Below are 18,978 nucleotides of genomic sequence, written 5' to 3' on the forward strand. Positions count from 1 at the left end.
GCCGGATTGCGAATTACTGGGCGGGCGGGGCGAAACGGCGACCGGCGGAGAAACCACCGTCCACGGCGATCATCTGGCCGCTGACAAAGGACGCTTCGTCCGAGGCCAGGAACAGCGCGACGTTGGCCACTTCTTCCGGTTGCCCGGAGCGGCTGAGCATGTGCTGCGAGGCGAAAAACGCGTGGAACGCGTCATTGTCACGGACCATGCTGGTCATCGGCGTTTCGATCAGGCCCGGGCACAGGCCGTTGACGCGAACGTTAGCGTAGCCGTAGTCGATGGCCATCGAGCGGGTCAGCTGATTGATGCCGCCCTTGGACACGTTGTACGCCACGTTGCCGTCGCAGCCTTGCAGGCCGAAGATCGAACCGACGTTGATGATCGAGCCTCCGCGTTGCGACACCATCGATTCCAGCGCGTATTTGCTGGTGAGCATGCTGCCGGTCAGGTTGATGTCCATCACCCGTTGCCAGTTGGCGGTGGTGGTCTGGGTCACGCTGCCCTGGTCGGCGACACCGGCGGCATTGACCAGTACATCGATGCGCCCGAAGCGGCTGATGACTTCTTGCATGACCTGCTGCACCTGCGCCTCGTCGCGCACGTCCAGGGTCATGAACAGGCCGGGAAAGTCTGCCGGTGCACTGCCGATGTCGAGCCCGACCACTTGCGCACCTTCGGCAGCGAAACGGCGCACACAGGCCAGACCGATACCCGAAGCGCCGCCGGTGACCACCGCGACCTTATTCTGCAAACGAGCCATAACTGCACCTCTTTTATTGTTGTGGGCTAATGCTGGGGCCGAGTCTAACCGCAGACCGGGCCCGAGTGATCGTCCGTTGAGACTAAGGCGACAAAGCCCCGGCCACGCAATGTTGGCCAGTCAAAAGCGACCTGTGGCGAGGGGGCTTGCCCCCGTTGGGCTGCGAAGCGGCCCCAAAATCTTAAAGCGACGACTGCTTCGCAGCCGAACGGGGTGGTGCGGCATTCCGACAAGCCCCCTCGCCACAGGTACAGTGTTTGTCCTGAATATCAGTCAGGGAATTTCAGGTGTACCCGGGCACCCGTCGGTCGGCTCTGGCAGGCCAGCGTCCAACCGTCGGCGAGTTCCTTGGGCGTCAGCACATCGTTGCGCGCCAACTGAACCTCTCCTTCCTTGACCACGCACATGCAGGCCCCGCAGAAACCTTCTTCACAGGACGAAGGCACGTCGAGGCCGGCGGCCTTGCAACTTTGCAGCAGGGTGTCGCCGGGCTGGCAGGCGATTTCGTGTTGTTCGCCATCGAGCTCGACGATCATCGCTTCGCACTGCGACCCCATCGCTGCCTCGCGGGCGTGGGCTTCTTCGGCCAACAGTTTGTCGGGGTCCGGTGGCGAGACGAAACGTTCGACATGGATCCGCTCGGCCGCTTCGCCCAGTGCCAGCAGGGTGCGCTCCACGGTGTCCATGAACGGTCCCGGCCCGCAGATGAAGTAGTCGCCGCCGGCCGATCCGCGCAGCAGATGACGGACCTGATGGTCCGTCAGGAAACCCTGCACCGAATCGAGGACGTGCACCACGTGCAGTTGATCAGGATGCGCCTTGATCAACTGGCACAGCTCGTCCTTGAAAATCACCGAGGCTTCATCGCGGTTGGCGTAGATCAACTTGATCGGCCGCCGACTGCTGTGCAGCACCGACTTGAGAATGGAAAACACCGGGGTGATGCCCGAACCGCCACCGAACAGGACCAGGGGCTTTTCGGTGTCCGCCTGCGGGTCCAGGCAGAAAAGTCCGGCCGGTGGCAGTACTTCCAGCCAGTCGCCGACCTGCACTTCGTTCATCCAGTTCGACACTCGGCCGCCATCGACCCGTTTCACCGTGACCTTGGGCAGCGCATCCGCGAGGGGTGAGCTGGCCATGGAGTAGCAGCGGGTCAACAGTTTGCCGGCCAAGGGCACGCGAAAACTCAGGAACTGGCCCGGTTTGTAGCGAAAGCGCTCACGCAGGGTTGGCGGTACGTCCAGCACCAGCGAGCGCGCATCGGCGGTCTCGTCGATCACCGCGCACACTTGCAATGAGACGCTTCCTGTCGTGTGTTCGGCCGGGGTCAGGTTCTGTTGTTGCGTGCCCATGTTCACCTCGACCTCAGAGCCCGCTGATCAGCTGGGCGTTGTCGACGCGGATCTCGGCACCGTTGACGAATCGCGACTCGTCGGTGGCGAGGAACAGCACCACGTTGGCAATGTCCCGTGGCGCGGCCATGCGGTTCATCGGGTCCTGGTCCAGCGCTTCCTGCGGGATTGGCTGACCACCGGCCAGGGCCTGGGTCATCGGCGTGTTCACGCCATCGGGGTGTACGCTGTTGCAGCGGATGCGGTAACCCTGCTGCTTGCAGTGCAGGGCAATGGAGCGGGTCATCGCCGCCACTGCGCCTTTGGACGCCGAGTAGGCGCAGAACATCGGCATCGCGCCCAGCGCGGCCACCGACGACATGTTGATGATTGAGCCGCCACCGCTTTCCTTCATCGCCTGGATGGCGTATTTGCAGCCGAGGAAGTAGCCGTCACCGTTGATCTTCTGCACTTTCTGCCACAGTTCCAGGGTGGTGTCTTCGATGCTGCCCAAGGCCAGGATCGCGGCGTTGTTGACCAGCACGTCGAGACGGCCGAAGTGTTCGACGGTGGTCTTGACCACGTGTTGCCAGTCGCTTTCGTTGGCGATGTCATGGCGGATGAACAGCGCGTTGGCGCCGATTTCTGCAGCCACCTGGCGACCGGCCTCTTCATTGAGGTCGGTCAGTACCACTTTGGCACCTTCACGGGCCAGCAGCAGGGCGTCTTCGCGACCGATGCCGCTGGCGGCGCCGGTGATGATGCAGACTTTGCCTTCTACACGTTGCATTGTTGTTCTCCTGATCGTGCGGTTTGAAGTGCGAATTGGTCGGCCACGTGGGCGGCAGCCCGGCGACCGGAGTAAATGCAATCGGCCAGGGACAGGCCGGAGACATACAGGTTGGAGGCGACCCCGACCGCATTGCGGCCGGCGCTGTAGAGACCGTTTATTGGCTGGCCGGCGTGGTCCAGCACACGCCCGCTGTCCTCGCAGACCTTCAGCCCGCCCAGGGTGATGACCGGGCAGGGGAAGAGTTTGCTGTCGAAAGACAGGTCGAGGGCGTACCACGGACCCTGGTCGAGGTTGGCGAGCATCGCGGCGGACTTGCCGAACTCGTCGGCGACCTCACCCCGTGCCGCACGGGAATAGCGTTCGACACTCTGGCGCAGCAGTTCGGGCGGCAGATTGCAGCGCTTGGCCAAGCCGGCCAGGCTGGTGCTGCGTTTGGCGTTGAATACCAGATTGAGCAGTACCGGCAGGCGCTGGAAATTCCACACCTTGCCGGGACCGACCTGACTGAGTGCTTCTCGAACCAGCGCCCGATTGAGAATCAGAATGGCGCGACCATCCTGTTCTTCGACCATGGCGTGGCCGAGGGTTGCGCCGTAGATTTCTTCGTTGGCATAACGTTGTCCGCGGGCATTGACGATTAGCCCGCGCGCCCAGGCCAGTGGCGGATTGATGAAACGCCAGGCGCTGACCTTGTCCATCCGCGCCACGCTGCCACCGACGCTCTGGCCCAGGGCGATGCCGCTGCCGTTGCACCCGGTAGCGCCTAGTGGCAGGCCGGCCAGATACTGCGGCGCGTGTTGGCGCACCAGATCGCGATTGAAGATAAAACCACCGCTGCTCAGCAACACCGCCTGTTCGGCGCGAATCAATTGCCGAATGGCGCTGGTCTGTTCGATGCGGCGCTGACGGGCGCGCAAGCGATCGGCCAACGCCGGAGCGTACATATGAATGGCAGCGGCCCAGCGTGACAGACGCGCATGTTGTTTGGCAGCGCGGCTACCCGACGGCAACTGCCAGGCTTCGACGCCAATGACCTTGTCGTCGAGGTCGAGCACCAGTCGCCGCACTTCGCACTGGCTGCGCAGGCGTGCGCCATGACGCAAGGCGCTGGCCTTGAGCGGGGCGAACAGACTGGCGCCGGACATGCCCGGACCTTTGGTGCGATGACCGCGGGGCGCCGGTTTGGCGCTGGCGGCATAGGCCGGCACGGCTTCGTTGCCGGAGTAATAGAGGTAGTACTGGTCACTCGGGTACGAGGTTTTGTGCGGTGGCACGCTGGCCTCGAAGGCCGCGCCTTGTCGCTCCAGCCAGGCCAGTTGCTCGCGGCTGTCGTCGCAGAAATTGCGCAATGTCTCGTGGCTGACGGCTTCGCCGACTTCCTGACGCAGGTAATTGAACATGGCTTCGCTGCTGTCTTCATAGCCAGCCTGACGCTGATACGGCGTACCACCGCCGGCATACACCACGCCACCGCTGAGCGCCGTGGCGCCGCCGCCTTCGAAGCGATCCAGTGCGAGCACCGACAGGCCGCGAGTGCTGGCTTCGATGGCGGCACAGGCGCCGGCACCGCCAAACCCGATGATCAGCAAATCGCAGCGGTCATCCCATGGCAACTGGTCGGCGCTGTTCACTCGCAACGCCGTCAACCGGTTCAGGCTGTCCATGTTCGGGCCTCAGCCAGCAGCAGCGAGAGAAGGTGCGGGTTTGGCGGTGGTGGTGTAGCTGCCGTCGAGGTAGACCAGCGGGGTGATGGCGTCGGTGGTGTGAATCTGCAGGATGCGCCCGATGAACACGGTGTGGGTGCCGTAGCTGAAGTGGCCGTCCTGGCGGCAGAGGATCGCCGACTGCGCGTCACCCAGGTAAGGAATGCCGCCGGGGCTGGTCAGCCAGTTGCCCCGGTCGAAGCGTGCTTCGCCCTTGATCGCGCCGCTGCACAGGTTGGCGAGGTCTTGTTGTTCGACGCCGAGGATGTTGACGCAGAAGTCGGCGCCGGTTGCCAGTGCGGCGTGGGGCGAGGCGGTCTTGTTCACGCAGATCAGCAGCGATGGCGGCTCGGTGCTCAGCGAGTCGACGGCCGTGGCGGCCATGGCGAAGCGTTCGGAGCCGTTGCTGGTGCTGATAATGGTGACTGACTTGGCCAGGCGGCGCATGGCCTGGAGCATGTCGGCTTTGAGATTGACGTCGTTCATCGCACTGGGCCTTTTTGTTGGTTGGGGAGTGCGATGGATTCTTGCTCTGACGTCCAGTCGTCACATCGTCCGAGGGGACTAGGCCTTGGCGGCCTCTGGGCCGACCAGGCTGGTGGTTTGGGTTGAGTACATATCCATTTCTGCGGTAATGGCGGCTTACGGTTCCGCTCTTACAGCGGGTCACTTTTGGCAAACGCCCCAAAAGTAACCAAAAGGTCTCGCCCCTTACGTACGGCCCCTCGCTAAGGCTCGGCGTTCCTTCGCTGCGGTATTCATCCGGGGGCATTGCCCTCCGGTCGGCTTCGCTTCGACCTACATGCAATGAGTTCGACTGCGTCGAACGGCGCTGCGCGCCAATCCCCGGATGAACACCTCCACTCAGCCTGCCGAGGGGGCGGGTGGATCAAGATCAAGAGCTGCAGGCGAGCTAACGCTCGGCCTGATGAGTGGTGAAAAGCGGCGCAGTGTGGGCTGCTCTGCCTTTGCTCTTCTGTGGGAGCGAGCTTGCTCGTGAAGGCGGCCTGACAGCCGACCTGGTATTTGCAGATGTCCGCAATCCCTGTGGGAGCTGGCTTGCCTGCGATGGCGGCCTGTCAGCCGACCAATTTCTTTCGAATGTACCCAGCTCAACTGTAGGAGCGAGCCTGCTCGCGATGACGGCCTGCCAGCCAACCAATTGCTTGCAGATGTACTCAGTACCTGTGGGAGCGAGCTTGCTCGCGATGGCGGCGGGCCCACGGAGCAGGACCGGAGCGAGGGCATGCCGAGCCACAGCGAGGCACCGAATGTCAGGGGCAAGAGCCCTTGGTTACTTGGGGCTTTTCCAAGTGACCCGCTGTAAGAGCGGAACCCTAAGCGGCCGTTACCGCAGAAACGGATATGTACACCCTCAAAAATCCATGCCGCCTGACACAAAGCCATCGCGAGCAAGCTCGCTCCCACAGGGATCTTCAGTGGCCATAAGTCCCGAGTAAAACCGGGGGACCAATGTGGGCCTGCCTGCGAAGACGGCCTGCCAGCCAACACATCACTTTCTGATACACCCCCCAGATACCTGTTCCCCCAATCCCACATGGTCCGTTTGAGGGATGTCCCCTGCGTTGTGCATTGCTTGAATGCGAGTGTAGGGGCGCTACACCCGCCCCGTTGCACGCGCGCCCCGGCGGATGGGGTGAACAAAGGAGAACAATAAAAATGCTCAACCAAGACCTGATTCGCCAGCGTCTGAGCCAACGTGCCCGCGAGTTGGTGCCGATCCTGCGTGAACGCGCCCTGAATGCCGCGCAAGCAGGCCAGTTGCCTGAAGAAACCCTGAAGGATTTCCAGGACGCCGGGTTCTTCCGCATCCTTCAGCCATCCCGTTGGGAAGGCTATGAACTGGAGCCCAAGGATTTCTTCGACGTACAGATGACCCTCGCCGAAGGCTGCATGTCCTCGGCCTGGGTGCTAGGGGTGGTGGCGATCCACAACTGGCAACTGGCGCTGTTCGATGACCGCGCGGCCCAGGATGTCTGGGGCAGCGACTCCAGCGTGCTGATCTCGTCTTCCTATATGCCGGTAGGCAAGGTCGAGCGGGTCGACGGTGGCTTCAAGTTGAGCGGCCGCTGGGGCTTTTCTTCCGGCAGCAAGCATTGCGACTGGGCGTTCCTCGGTGCGCTGGTGCCGCCGGCAGAGGCGGGCGGGGCGCCGGATTACCGGACGTTCCTGGTGCCGCGCAGCGACTACCAGATTATCGACAACTGGAACGTCATGGGCCTGGAAGCCACCGGTTCCCACGACATTCTGGTCGAGAACGCTTTCGTTCCAGAGTACCGCACTCATCGCTCCCTGGACGGTTTCATGCAGAACAGTCCGGGTAACGCGGTGAACACTGCACCGTTGTTCCGCCTGCCATTCGGGCAGATTTTCGTGCGTGCGGTTTCGTCGTCCGCTATCGGTGCCCTGCAAGGCGCGGTGGATCAGTTTGTCGAGCACAACCGCGCCCGGGTCGGGGTCAATGACGGTCGCAAAATGGTCCAGGACCCGGCCGCGCAAGCGGCTCTGGCCAATGCCATGGTCTGCGTCGACGAGTGCAAGACCGCGCTGCATCGCAACTTCGCCCTGATGCTGGAGCGTGCGCAAAAAGGCGAGCCGTTGAGCATGCCGGAGCGGGTGAAGATGCGTTACGACTCGGCGCTGGTGGCCGACAAGTGCGCCAAGGCCGTTGGCGACCTGATGTTCAACAGCGGTGCTTCGACGATCTTCCGCAGCCATCCGATCAACCGTGCGTTCCGCGACATTCACACCGGTCGCGCCCACGTCGCCAACAGCCCGGCCAAGTACGCCTGGAACCTGGGTGGCGTGAGCATGGGTCAGGACAGCAGCGACTTTTTCCTCTAACGCTGGCGTACAAATCGGCTAGTCCGTTTGCGTGATTCGAGCGCCCCGTCGATGCACGAGCATTGACGGTAAGGCGAAGGTCTACGGCGCCGACTGCGCATCCAAATAAGCACAAGGATCAACCATGAAATTTTCCCTGATTTACGAAGCACAGACGGTGGATTCCAGCCGTGAAGGCGACCGCAAGATTTTTGAAGACACCGTCGAACAAGCTGTGCTGGCCGACAAGCTGGGCTTCGACACCTTCTGGTGCGTGGAACACACCGCGCTGAGTAACTACTCGCACATGTCCGCGCCGGAAACCATGCTGGCGTTCGTTGCCGGTAAAACCGAACGCATCGGCATCGGCCACGGTGTGGTCTGCCTGCCGCCGGCGATGAACCACCCGGTGAAGGTCGCCGAGCGCATCGCCACCCTCGACCTGTTGTCCAAGGGCCGTGTGCACTTTGGCGTGGGCAAAGGCGGCACCCAGCAGGAAGCCGGCACCTTCGGCTACGACTTGGCGACCTTGCAGCCGCAGATCGACGAGATGATGTACCTGATCCCGAAAATGTTCGTGCAGGACGAGATCGAGCACAACGGCGACTTCGTGCAGATCCCCAAGCGCCCGATCCATCCAAAGCCTTACCAGGATCCGCACCCGCCGATGTACCTGGCGTGCACCAACACCGAGTCGCTGAAGAATGCCGGCGGTCGTGGCATGGGCGCTCTGGTGCTGGGCTTCGGTGGCCCGGAAGAAATCGCCAAGAAGGTCGAGGTGTATCACACGGCCTACGACAACCGCGATGAGAAGAAGCAAGTGGGCTTCCGTCCTAACCGCCACATTGCCGCGCTGTGCCCGGCCATCGTGCTGGATGACAACGAAGAAGCGCGCCGCATCGGTATCCGTGGTCAGCGTTACTTCATGGAATCCCTGGGCTACTGGTACGGCGGTGGTGAGCGTCCGGACCCGGAGAAGTGGAAAGACGACACCTTCGTCGACGGCAACGGCCAAAGCGTGATCAAGTCGCGCTTCGCCTCCGAAGAAGTCAGCGTCGACTTCTCCGACCCGACCATGGCGATGATGAACCCGAACCACGCCTACGGCACCGTCGAGGATTGCATCGGCTACGTGCAGCGCCTGATCGATGCCGGCGCCGACGAAATCCTGTTCATCTGCCAGATGGGCACCGTGCCGCAGTGGGCGCAGCTGGAGACCTTGAAGAACATTGGCGAGAAAGTGATTCCGCATTTTCGCAAGGCGTGATGCCCCGCTGTAGGAGCGAGCTTGCTCGCGATAAACCGAAGAGCGCCGCGTGGCGTCAGGCTTGCAGCGTTATCGTTGACGACCATCGCGAGCAGGCTCGCTCCTACAGGTGATCGCATTTCAGGCCTGGCATGGACGTCAGGCCACCTTTCCAACGGGTCCCCAAGGCCCGTTTTTTTATGCCTGCCAGATAAGATTGAACACCGCCTACCCCTTGTAGGAGCGAGCCTGCTCGCGATAAACCGGAGAACGCCGCGGGGTGTCAGGTTTTCTGCGTTATCGTTGACGACCATCGCGAGCAGGCTCGCTCCTACAGGTTATTGCGCTAGTTCGCGCCACCGATTTGGCCTTTGAATAGAGCCTGTTTAACGGCTGTCAGCGTTACTTGATGAAAGCTACAACGCCTTGCGTCGTTGCCTACAGGTACGCCAGAATCCGCCGGCTTGTGCGCCTTGGGGCCCCTCGGTAACTTGATTCGCATCACTGCTCATCAGTGATCGGGTTTAGCAGCTCGGGTATAACCTAAGTCGTACGACGCTTCTATCAGTCAGGTTTTGTGCCTGTATTTTGATGGTGGCTGTACGCAGGGCGCCCTTGGGCGCGCCGGCTTCTTAGGTTCCCCGGTCTGCTAACCTGCGTGCAGCTGCCACCCTCTTCGTTTAGCAGCAGGAGGTTGGCACATCATTAGGAACCTGAGATATGTTCAAGGTCACACCAAACCCGCCGGACACCGATCCAGCATCCCCGTACGAACCCGATTCAAAAAAACTCAACGAGGCCGCCGAGCGTGCCCTCGCTTACCACTTCCCCTCGACAGCCGACATCAAAGCCACCCCTCGAACAATCAGCACACTGTTTACCGTCGACCCTGAGGCCACGACCGAAACCCTGGTGGTCTATCTGGTCGAGACCCTGGCCTCGGTGGATGTGATGGTGCATCAACTGGTGGATCATCTGGAGGGCGGTGATCGCAATGCCCTGCTGGGTATTTCCAATAGCGTCATGCTGGCCGAAATCACCGCGAACCGCGTGCTCGATCAAATCGACCCGCCTGCATAAACCCGCAACACCACATCCCCCCTGTAGGAGTGAGCCTGCTCGCGATAGCGGTCTTACATTCAATATCAATGTTGACTGTAAGGCCCTCATCGCGAGCAGGCTCACTCCTACAGTTTTTAATGCGTGTACCCCGTCATTTCCGCTAGTCCCATTGGACGATGTTGCCCCTCCCCGAACCCGTTTGAATAGCTCCTACATATAGCCCCTACATAAAGTCTCCCCCGGCACCAGCCGAAGGGCGGCACGGCCTGAGTAAAACGAGGAGTGCATCCATGGATATCCGTGGTCTGGGTTACGTCACCCTGTTATCCAGCGACCTGGCGCAATGGCGCCACTACGCAAGCCAGGTGTTGGGCATGATGGTCAGCGGCGACGATGAGCTGCTGTACCTGAAAATGGACGAGCGTCATTACCGCATCCTGGTACAGAAGCACGCCGAGAACGGATTCGGTGCCTGCGGCTGGGAAGTCGCCGGCAAGGCGGCGCTGGAACAGGCGGTCAGCGAACTGCAACAGGCTGACGTGCAAGTGACCCGTGGCACCGCCGCTGAAGCGGAGCTGCGCAAGGTCCAGGAACTGGTGCACTTCAGCGACCCGGATGGCAATCGCCACGAACTGTTCTGGGGCCCGTTGCAGGACTTCGCCCGTTTCGTCTCGCCGGTGGGCGTCAAAGGTTTTGTCACCAACGACCTCGGCATGGGCCACGTCGTGCTGCCGGCGCCGGCCTTCGAACGCTGCCGCGATTTCTACGAACAGGTGATGGGTTTCGGCCTGTCGGACCTGATGAAAGTCCGTTTCACCCCGGACCCGGCCGAGCCGCAAAAGCGCATTCACTTCCTGCACTGCAACAACGGCCGGCACCACTCGCTGGCGATTTTCGAGTGCCCGATGCCCCACGGTTGCGTGCACATGATGGTCGAGGTCAACGCGCTGGACGAAGTCGGCCGTGCGCTCGACCGCGTTCACGCCAACGGCGTGAAGCTGTCGGCCACCCTCGGCCAGCACACCAACGACCAGATGATTTCTTTCTATATCAAGACCCCGTCCGGGTTTGACCTGGAGTACGGCTGCGATGGCCTGGTGGTCGACTGGGACCGCCACACGCCGTTCGAAAGCACCGTGGTCAGCCACTGGGGCCACGACTTCAGTGTCGGTCGCCAATGAGGAACAAGACGATGGACAAGCAAATGACCACTGCCGAGATTGTCGGCCAACTGCGTGACGGCATGACCATCGGTATCGGTGGCTGGGGCCCGCGCCGCAAGCCGATGGCGCTGGTGCGCGAGATTCTGCGTTCGGACCTCAAGGACCTGACCGTGGTCGCCTACGGTGGCGCTGATGTCGGCATGCTCTGCGCGGCCGGCAAGATCAAGAAACTGGTGTTCGCCTTCGTTTCCCTGGACTTCATTCCGCTGGAGCCGTATTTCCGCAAGGCGCGCCAGGAAGCGGCGCTGGAAGTGATGGAAATCGACGAAGGTATGCTGCTGCTCGGTCTGCGGGCGGCGGCGATGAATGTGCCGTTCATTCCGACCGCCGTGGGTCTGGGCACCGATGTGCTACGCCACAACCGCCAGATCAAGTTGATTGCCTCGCCCTATGCCGATGGCAAGGACTGGGTGGCCATGCCGGCGCTCAAGCTCGACGCGGCGCTGGTCCACGTCGACCGCGCCGACAAACGCGGTGTGTGCCAGATCAGCGGTCCGGATCACTACATGGACGACCTGTTCGTGCGGGCCGCGACCCACAGCTACGTGACCTGCGATGAGTTGGTCGACAGCGAGTATTTCCATCAGGACAGCGCCCACGCCCATCAAGTGTTCTGGGAGCGCAACCTGACCACCGCCGTGGCCCACGTACCGGGCGGGGCGCATCCGTCTTCGTGCGCGCCGCTGTACGGTTTCGACGTCGCGCATTTCAAGGCCTACAACGCCACGGTCCAGGTGGCCGACGGCTGGCAGGGCTATGTCCGCGACTATGTCGACTGCACCCACGAACAGTATCTGGAAAAGGTCGGCGGCCTGGCTGCGATCCGTGAACTGCCGTTGCCGATTTTCTAAGGAGCCTTTCGATGAGCACTACTGATTACAGCCTCGCCGAGTTGATGATCTGCGCGGCCTCCGAAGCCTGGCGCGAAGACGGCGAGGTTCTGGCCTCCGGCATCGGCGTGATCCCGCGTCTGGCGGCATCGCTGGCCATGTTGACCAGCAACCCGCAACTGCTGATGACCGACTCCGAAGCCTACATGGTTGCCGAACCGGTGCCGTTGGGCGCGCGCAAAGGCTATGAACCCAAGCGTGACAGCTGGATGGGTTTCTCGCGGATTTTCGACAACGTCTGGGGTGGCAAGCGTCATGCCCTGGTCGGCCCGACCCAGATCGACCGTTACGGTCAGGCGAACATTTCCTGCATCGGCGACTACGCCAAACCCAAGGCGCAGATGCTTGGCGTACGCGGTTTCCCCGGCAACTCGATCAGCCACGCCAACTCGTTTTGCGTGCCGAGCCATAACCGCCGAGTGTTCGTCGAAGGCGAGGTCGATATGGTCGCCTCGGTCGGCTACAACCCGGCTCGCCTGGCGCGGGGCTGGTCGCTGGACGACATTGACATCCGCCTGATCATCACCGACCTCTGCATCCTGGACTTCCAGGGCCCGCAGCGGCAGATGCGCATCCGTTCGCTGCACCCCGGCGTGACGGCGGCGCAAGTCCAGGACAACACCGGCTTCGAGCTGCACGTGCCGGACGATTGCCCGACCACGGCAGCACCGACGGCCGAGCAGTTGCAGCTGATTCAGCGTCTGGACCCGCACAACCTGCGCGCCCTGCAACTCAAAGACAACCCGCCAGGCCAACGCTGAGCAACGCGTTGCGGAGAAAAGTGATGGCTGAACATAACGATAACAATCAGGCCGAGGTGGTGCTGTACGAGGTGCGTGGCGCGGTGGCCCTGGTCACCATGAACCGCCCCGAGTTCCACAACGCGCAGAACTCGCAGATGACCTATGCGCTGGACGCGGCGTTTCGCCGGGCCTGCGATGACGATGAAGTGAAGGTCATTGTGCTGCGTGGCGCCGGCAAGCATTTCTCCGCCGGGCATGACATCGGCACGCCCGGCCGCGACGTCGACAAGAGCTTCGACCGCGCCAGCCTGTGGTACGACCATGTGAACAAACCGGGTGGCGAGTTTCTCTATGCCCGGGAGCAGGAAGTCTATCTGGGCATGTGCCGTCGCTGGCGCGAGATGCCCAAGCCGACCATCGCGATGGTCCAGGGCGCGTGCATTGCCGGTGGCTTGATGCTGGCCTGGGTCTGCGACCTGATCGTCGCCAGCGAGGATGCTTACTTTGCCGATCCGGTGGTGCGCATGGGCATTCCGGGGGTGGAGTATTTCGCCCACGTGCATGAACTGAACCCACGCATCGCCAAGGAGTTCCTGTTCCTCGGCGAGCGCATGCCGGCACCGCGTGCCTATCAGATGGGCATGCTCAATCGGGTGGTTGCTCGCGACGAGCTGGAGCAACAAACCCTCGACATCGCCGGGCGCATCGCGCAGATGCCGCGCCTGGGCCTGCAGCTGAGCAAGCAAGCGGTGAACAACGCCGAAGATTTGATGGGCAAGCGCGCGACCATGGACATGGTGTTCGGCCTGCATCACTTCGCCCATGCCCACAATGAACTGGTGTCCGGCGACCGCCTCGGCGGTTACGACGCCAAGGCCATGGCCAGTTCCCAGCGCAAAACGGGCGAGGCGTGAGCATGGCGATCTCGTTGAATACCCGTTTGACTGAACTGCTCGGTTGCCGCTACCCGATCATCCAGACCGCGATGGGCTGGGTCACCGACCCGAAACTGGTGGCCGCCACGGGCAATGCCGGTGGTTTCGGTTTTCTCGCCGGGGCGACCATCGAACCGCAGCAGATGGAAGCGGCGATTATCGAAACCCGGCGCCTGACCGATCAGCCGTTTGGGGTGAATTTCCATATGTACCAAGCCAATGCCAGCGAGATCGTCGAGCTGGTGTTGCGCCATAAAGTCCGGGCGGTCAGCTACAGCCGTTCGCCGGGCAAGCAAATGATCAGCCGCCTGAAGGATGCCGGCGTGGTGTGCATTCCCACAGTGGGCGCGCTCAAGCATGCGCAGAAAGCCGTGGAAATGGGCGCCGATGCGGTGACCGTACAGGGCGGCGAGGGCGGGGGACATACCGGTTCCGTACCGACCTCGATGCTGCTTGATCAAGTGGTCAATGCCGTGTCGGTGCCCGTGGTGGCGGCCGGTGGTTTCAAGGACGGCAAGGGCCTGGTTTCGGCCTTGGCCTACGGTGCTGAAGGCATCGCCATGGGCACGCGGTTCCTGATGTGCGCCGACAGCCCGGTGCCGCAGGAAACACTGGCCCGTTACCTGGCGGTCAAGGACCCGGCGGCGATCATCATCAGCCGCGCCATCGACGGCATGCCGCAACGGATGATCCGCAACGAATTGCTCAATCAGCTGGAAAACAGCGGCGGCCTCAAGCGCCTGTTGCTGGCCTTGCAGAGTGGCCTGGCCTACCGCCGCCACACCGGCATGAGCCTGACCCAGTTGTTCACCAGCGCGCTGAAGATGCGCGGCAGTGGAGAGTTGACCGCCGCGCAAAGCATCATGGCCGCCAACGCGCCGATGGTGATCCAGAAAGCCATGGTCGACGGGCAACCGGCCGCGGGCGTGTTGCCCGCCGGGCAGATCGCCGCATCCATCGACAGCTTGCCCAGCTGCGCCCAATTGATTGAACAGATCGTCCGCGACGCCGAAGCGCGCCTGGGCGAGCTGTGCCGCCGTGTGTCGTAAGGGGCCATGCATTGTGAAGGAAGGAAACCATGAAACCATTTAGCGTCAGTATCGATAACGGCATTGCCGAACTGGTCTTCAACCGACCACCGGTCAACGCCTTCAATTGCCAGGGCTGGGCCGATATCGCCAGCGAGATCGAGGGCCTGGGTCGCAACAGCGATGTGCGGGTGATCGTGATCCGTGCCGAAGGCCGCGGCTTCTGCGCCGGGGTCGATATCAAGGAACTGGCCGCCGACGGCAACCTGATCGTCGCGGTGAACAAGGGCAACTACGACAGCTTCAAGGCCATCCACCGCAACCCGAAACCGGTGATCGTGGCCGTGCACGGCTTCGTGCTGGGCGGCGGCATCGGTATCTGCGGCGCCGCCGACATCATCGTCGCGTCCGAGTGCGCCACCTTCGGCGTGCCGGAAGTGGATCGCGGGGCCATGGGCGGCGGTGCGCATTTGCAGCGCCTGTTCCCGGTGCAGAAAGTCCGCCACATGTACTTCACCGGCGAGGCCATCGACGCCGCAGAAGCCTACCGCCTGGGCGCGGTGGAGCGGGTGGTCAAGCGCGAAGACTTGCGCGAAGCCGCGTTGCAGATCGCCCGCACCATCGCCGCCAAGAGCCCCGGCATGATCAGCCTGGCCAAGGAAGCGCTGAGCGGCATCGAAGACGGCAATCTGGAAGACAAATACCGCTGGGAGCAAGGCTTCACCCTCGAAGCCTATCGCTCACTGGACTCTCAGGAAGCACGCGACTCGTTCGTCGAGAAACGCGATGCCCGATTCAACGGCTGAAGGCATATCCATGGACCTGACTTATACCCCGGCCCAGCAGGCCTTTCGCGCCGAGGCGCGGACCTGGCTGGCGGCCAATGTACCGAGTGAACCGCTGCAATCGTTCGACACCGAGTCTGGCTTTGCCCAGCACCGGGCCTGGGAAGCCAAGCTCAATGAAGGCCGTTGGGGCATGGTCACCTGGCCGACCGAACTCGGCGGGCGCGGCTGCGACCTGATCGAGTGGCTGATTTTCGAAGAGGAATACTACCGTTCCGGGGCACCGGCACGGGTCAACCAGAACGGTATCTTCCTGCTCGGCCCGACCCTGATGGAGTACGGCAGCGCAGAGCAGAAAGCGCGATTCCTGCCGCGCATGGCCACAGGCGAAGACATCTGGGCCCAGGCCTGGTCCGAGCCGGGTGCCGGTTCCGACATGGCGGCGATCCGTTCCAAGGCTGAACGGGTGGGTGACCACTACGTGATCAACGGCCAGAAAACCTGGTCGACCCGTGCGGTGTGGGCGGATTGGGCGTTCGGTATTTTCCGTACCGACTCGCAGTCCCAGCGACATCACGGCCTGACCTTCATCCTGCTGCCGCTGGACACGCCTGGCATCACCGTGCGGCCGATTCCGCAGCTCAACGGTTTGCCGGGTTTCGCCGAGATCTTCTTCGACGACGTCAAGGTGCCGGTGGAGAACGCCCTCGGTGGCGAAGGCATGGGCTGGCATGTGGCGATGTCCACCGCCGGTTTCGAGCGCGGCTTGTTGCTGCGTTCACCGGCGCGCTTCCAGGAAACCGCCAAGCGCCTGGTGCAGCTGTACCTGGCCAATCGTGAGCACGCCGACCGCGATCCGGCCATTGGTGAGGCCGTGATGCGCGCCTGGCTGGATGCCGAGGCCTACACCCTGAGCACCTACATGACTGCTTCGCAACTTGTGCAGGGCGGCAAGATCGGGCCGGAGTCGTCGACCAACAAGATCTTCTGGTCCGAACTTGACCAGCGCATGCACGACACCGCCATGAGCATTCTCGGCTTGCGTGGCGAACTGCTGCCCGATGCCCCGGCGGCCGGTGACGTCGGCCATTGGCTGGAAGGTTTCCTGTTTGCCCAGGCCGGGCCGATCTACGCCGGCACCAACGAGATCCAGCGCAACATCATTGCCGAACGCATGCTCGGCATGCCGCGTGCCTGAGGAATAGACCATGGACTTTAGTTTCAGCCGCGACCAACTGCTGTTTCAGGACAACGTCCGCAGCTTCTTGATCAACGAAGTCACTCCGGAACGCATTCGCGAACTGTGGCAGAGCGACAGCGGGCGCAGTGATCAGCTCTGGGCACAACTGGTGGAGCTGGGCCTGACCGCCCTGACCGTGCCCGAGGCGCAGGACGGCATGGGCATGAATGAGCTGGACTTCGTGCTGATTGCCCAGGAATGCGGTTACGCCGGGCTGCCCGAACCGCTGGTGGACACCATGCTGGTCGGCGTTCCGCTGCTCGCCGCACTGGATGAGCAACAAGCGCCACTCAAACAAAAATGGTTGTCGCGAGTGGCCGAGGGCCGAGCGCGTCTCGCGGTTTCCGAGCCAGGTAATCCGCTGGTCAGCGATGCCCACGTTGCCGATCTACTGTTGCTGGCCAATGGTGACGAAGTGCATGCCCTGGAGCGTGATGCCGTGCGCTTGACCCGCAACGAGTCGGTTGATCCGAGCCGGCAGTTGTTCCAGGTCGAGTGGACGCCAACACCTGCCACGTGCGTGGCCAGCGGTGAACAAGGACGGCAACTGTGGGCGGCCACCTTCAACCGTGGCGCCCTCGCCAGTGCTGCGCAATTGCTGGGGCTGGCCAAGCGCATGGTCGACCTGGCAGTGGACTACACCTTCGAGCGCAAGCAGTTCGGTAAACCGGTGGGCTCGTTCCAGGCGGTCAAGCACTTGATGGCCAACGTCGCGGTGCAGATCGAGTTCGCAAAAGGCCCGCTCTACCGTGCCGCTTATGCGCTGGCCGAGCAGCAGCCGGGGCACGACGTGCTGGTGTCCCACGCCAAGCTGGCAACGGCGGAAGCGGCAATGCTTGCGGCGAAGAACACCATCCAGGCCCATGGCGCCATGGGTTACACCTGGGAAGTCGACCTGCATCTGTTCATGAAACGCGCCTGGGCGCTGGACAAGGTCTGGGGCGACCGTGGTCATCACAAGGGGCGGATACGCGCGGCCCTGTTTGACGGTAACCCAGAGCTGGGTGCGGGCAATACGTTCTAACCAGTCAGTAAGGGGGACGCCCCCCTTGTGGGAGCGAGCAAGCTCGCTCCCACAGGTTTTTCGGCGCTCTCAATACCAGATTTCAATTTTTTCACCGAGGTAGACCATGCCTGAAGCTTATATCGTCGACGCCCTGCGTACGCCTACCGGGCGGCGCAAGGGTGGTCTGAGCCAGATCCACGCCGCCGACCTGGGCGCCCATGTGTTGCGTGCGCTGGTCGAGCGCAACGCCATTCCCGACGAGGATTACGACGACGTGATTTTCGGCTGTGTCGACACCATCGGCCCGCTGGCCGGTGACATCGCCCGCACCAGTTGGCTGGCGGCCGGCCTGTCGCAATCGGTGCCGGGTACCACCATCGATCGCCAGTGCGGTTCGTCTCAGCAAGCGGTGCACTTCGCGGCGCAAGCAGTGATGAGCGGCACTCAGGACGTGGTCGTCGCCGGTGGCGTGCAGACCATGACCCAGATCCCGATTTCCTCGGCGATGATCGCCGCCGAGCCCTTGGGCTTCACCGATCCGTTCAGCGGTTCCGAAGGCTGGGTGCGGCGCTATGGCGCGCAACCGCCAACGCAGTTCCGTTCGGCGCAGATGATCGCGGAAAAGTGGGACCTGTCCCGGGCCCAGCTTGAAGCCTATTCGCTTGAGTCCCATCGACGTGCCTTGCAGGCCATCGAGCAAGGCCGCTTCAATCGCGAAATCGTGCCACTGGCCGGCGTGCTGCATGACGAAACGCCACGCCAGACCAGCCTGGAAAAAATGGCCGAGCTGGAAGTCCTGTTCGGCTGCGACCGGGTGACCGCCGCGGTGTCGAGCCAGACCTGTGACGCGGCCAGCGCGATGCTGATTGTCTCGGAGGCGGCGCTCAAGCGTTACGGCCTGACGCCACGGGCACGCATCCATCACCTGAGCGTGCGCGCCGAAGACCCTATCTGGATGCTCACTGCGCCGATCCCGGCCACCGCCTACGCACTCAAGCGTGCCGGGATGAAGCTGGAAGATATCGACCGGGTGGAGATCAACGAAGCCTTCGCGTCGGTGGCCATGGCCTGGTTGAAAGAGACCGGTTATCCCCATGAACAGACCAACGTCAACGGCGGCGCGATTGCCCTCGGTCATCCATTGGGCGCCACCGGCACCCGCTTGATGTGCACCTTGCTGCATGAACTGGAACGCAGCGGCGGTCGCTTCGGCATGCAGACCATGTGCGAAGGCGGCGGCCAGGCCAACGTAACGATCATCGAACGCTTGTAAACCAGGATGCACACCGATCCTGTAGGAGCGAGCCTGCTCGCGAAGACGTAGTGTCAGCTACATCAATGTTGGCTGACCCACCACTATCGCGAGCAGGTTCGCTCCTACAGGGATTG

The 18,978-nt window shown here is 62.5% G+C and carries 17 protein-coding genes and 1 pseudogene; 12 read left to right on the forward strand and 6 right to left on the reverse strand.

The window, feature by feature from the left end; translation table 11 throughout:
* Window positions 1-13 precede the first annotated feature (13 nt).
* From KGB07_RS16035 to KGB07_RS16055, 5 genes are all read right to left on the reverse strand, one after another.
* Window positions 14-760, reverse strand: coding sequence for an SDR family NAD(P)-dependent oxidoreductase (locus KGB07_RS16035; protein ID WP_046042745.1), 747 nt, complete (start codon window positions 758-760; stop codon window positions 14-16).
* A gap of 269 nt (window positions 761-1,029) precedes the next feature.
* Complete coding sequence (locus KGB07_RS16040) at window positions 1,030-2,112, reverse strand: ferredoxin--NADP reductase (RefSeq protein ID WP_223465901.1); 1,083 nt, start codon at window positions 2,110-2,112, stop codon at window positions 1,030-1,032.
* 13 nt (window positions 2,113-2,125) lie between these two features.
* A complete protein-coding gene (locus KGB07_RS16045; RefSeq protein WP_223465903.1) occupies window positions 2,126-2,881 on the reverse strand; it encodes a glucose 1-dehydrogenase in 756 nt (251 codons plus the stop codon).
* Window positions 2,869-4,548 carry an FAD-binding protein gene (locus tag KGB07_RS16050; RefSeq protein WP_223465911.1) on the reverse strand — a complete coding sequence of 560 codons (1,680 nt, stop codon included), beginning with the start codon at window positions 4,546-4,548 and terminating at the stop codon, window positions 2,869-2,871. The genes KGB07_RS16045 and KGB07_RS16050 overlap by 13 nt, the downstream gene beginning before the upstream one ends.
* Before the next feature lie 9 nt (window positions 4,549-4,557).
* Window positions 4,558-5,073 carry a flavin reductase family protein gene (locus KGB07_RS16055; protein ID WP_046042741.1) on the reverse strand — a complete coding sequence of 172 codons (516 nt, stop codon included), beginning with the start codon at window positions 5,071-5,073 and terminating at the stop codon, window positions 4,558-4,560.
* A gap of 1,194 nt (window positions 5,074-6,267) precedes the next feature.
* Between KGB07_RS16055 and KGB07_RS16060 the strand changes: the two genes are divergently transcribed.
* Both KGB07_RS16060 and KGB07_RS16065 read left to right on the forward strand, forming a co-directional pair.
* Window positions 6,268-7,452 (forward strand): flavin-dependent monooxygenase, encoded by a 1,185-nt coding sequence (locus KGB07_RS16060; RefSeq protein WP_046043084.1) that lies wholly within the window; start codon window positions 6,268-6,270, stop codon window positions 7,450-7,452.
* 124 nt (window positions 7,453-7,576) lie between these two features.
* On the forward strand, window positions 7,577-8,698 hold the full coding sequence (locus KGB07_RS16065) for an LLM class flavin-dependent oxidoreductase (RefSeq protein WP_046043082.1): 1,122 nt from the start codon (window positions 7,577-7,579) through the stop codon (window positions 8,696-8,698).
* Between the two features lie 8 nt (window positions 8,699-8,706).
* On the opposite strand, the pseudogene KGB07_RS16070 reads toward KGB07_RS16065, so the two are convergent.
* A pseudogene (locus tag KGB07_RS16070) lies at window positions 8,707-8,817 on the reverse strand (outer membrane lipoprotein carrier protein LolA); the annotation flags it as partial.
* Between the two features lie 580 nt (window positions 8,818-9,397).
* Between KGB07_RS16070 and KGB07_RS16075 the strand changes: the two are divergent.
* From KGB07_RS16075 to KGB07_RS16120, 10 genes are all read left to right on the forward strand, one after another.
* On the forward strand, window positions 9,398-9,757 hold the full coding sequence (locus tag KGB07_RS16075; RefSeq protein WP_046043080.1) for a DUF6124 family protein: 360 nt from the start codon (window positions 9,398-9,400) through the stop codon (window positions 9,755-9,757).
* 272 nt (window positions 9,758-10,029) lie between these two features.
* On the forward strand, window positions 10,030-10,920 hold the full coding sequence (locus KGB07_RS16080; RefSeq protein ID WP_046043078.1) for a VOC family protein: 891 nt from the start codon (window positions 10,030-10,032) through the stop codon (window positions 10,918-10,920).
* Between the two features lie 11 nt (window positions 10,921-10,931).
* Window positions 10,932-11,813, forward strand: a complete 882-nt coding sequence (locus tag KGB07_RS16085; RefSeq protein ID WP_102672752.1) for a CoA transferase subunit A — start codon at window positions 10,932-10,934, stop codon at window positions 11,811-11,813.
* Between the two features lie 11 nt (window positions 11,814-11,824).
* Complete coding sequence (locus KGB07_RS16090) at window positions 11,825-12,613, forward strand: CoA-transferase subunit beta (protein ID WP_223465912.1); 789 nt, start codon at window positions 11,825-11,827, stop codon at window positions 12,611-12,613.
* A gap of 23 nt (window positions 12,614-12,636) precedes the next feature.
* Window positions 12,637-13,509, forward strand: a complete 873-nt coding sequence (locus KGB07_RS16095) for an enoyl-CoA hydratase (RefSeq protein WP_223465913.1) — start codon at window positions 12,637-12,639, stop codon at window positions 13,507-13,509.
* 2 nt (window positions 13,510-13,511) lie between these two features.
* Window positions 13,512-14,579: an NAD(P)H-dependent flavin oxidoreductase gene (locus KGB07_RS16100; protein ID WP_223465914.1), complete on the forward strand. Its 1,068-nt coding sequence runs from the start codon at window positions 13,512-13,514 to the stop codon at window positions 14,577-14,579.
* A gap of 29 nt (window positions 14,580-14,608) precedes the next feature.
* Entirely contained in the window at window positions 14,609-15,364 is a 756-nt protein-coding gene (locus tag KGB07_RS16105; protein ID WP_223465915.1) for an enoyl-CoA hydratase family protein, read from the forward strand.
* A 10-nt stretch (window positions 15,365-15,374) separates the two neighbouring features.
* Window positions 15,375-16,541: an acyl-CoA dehydrogenase family protein gene (locus KGB07_RS16110; protein ID WP_046043068.1), complete on the forward strand. Its 1,167-nt coding sequence runs from the start codon at window positions 15,375-15,377 to the stop codon at window positions 16,539-16,541.
* 10 nt (window positions 16,542-16,551) lie between these two features.
* Window positions 16,552-17,607 (forward strand): acyl-CoA dehydrogenase family protein, encoded by a 1,056-nt coding sequence (locus KGB07_RS16115; protein WP_223465916.1) that lies wholly within the window; start codon window positions 16,552-16,554, stop codon window positions 17,605-17,607.
* A gap of 106 nt (window positions 17,608-17,713) precedes the next feature.
* Window positions 17,714-18,862 (forward strand): acetyl-CoA C-acetyltransferase, encoded by a 1,149-nt coding sequence (locus KGB07_RS16120; RefSeq protein WP_223465923.1) that lies wholly within the window; start codon window positions 17,714-17,716, stop codon window positions 18,860-18,862.
* Window positions 18,863-18,978: the final 116 nt, after the last annotated feature.

This window comes from Pseudomonas sp. GL-RE-26, assembly GCF_019956275.1.
Lineage (GTDB): Bacteria > Pseudomonadota > Gammaproteobacteria > Pseudomonadales > Pseudomonadaceae > Aquipseudomonas > Aquipseudomonas grandcourensis.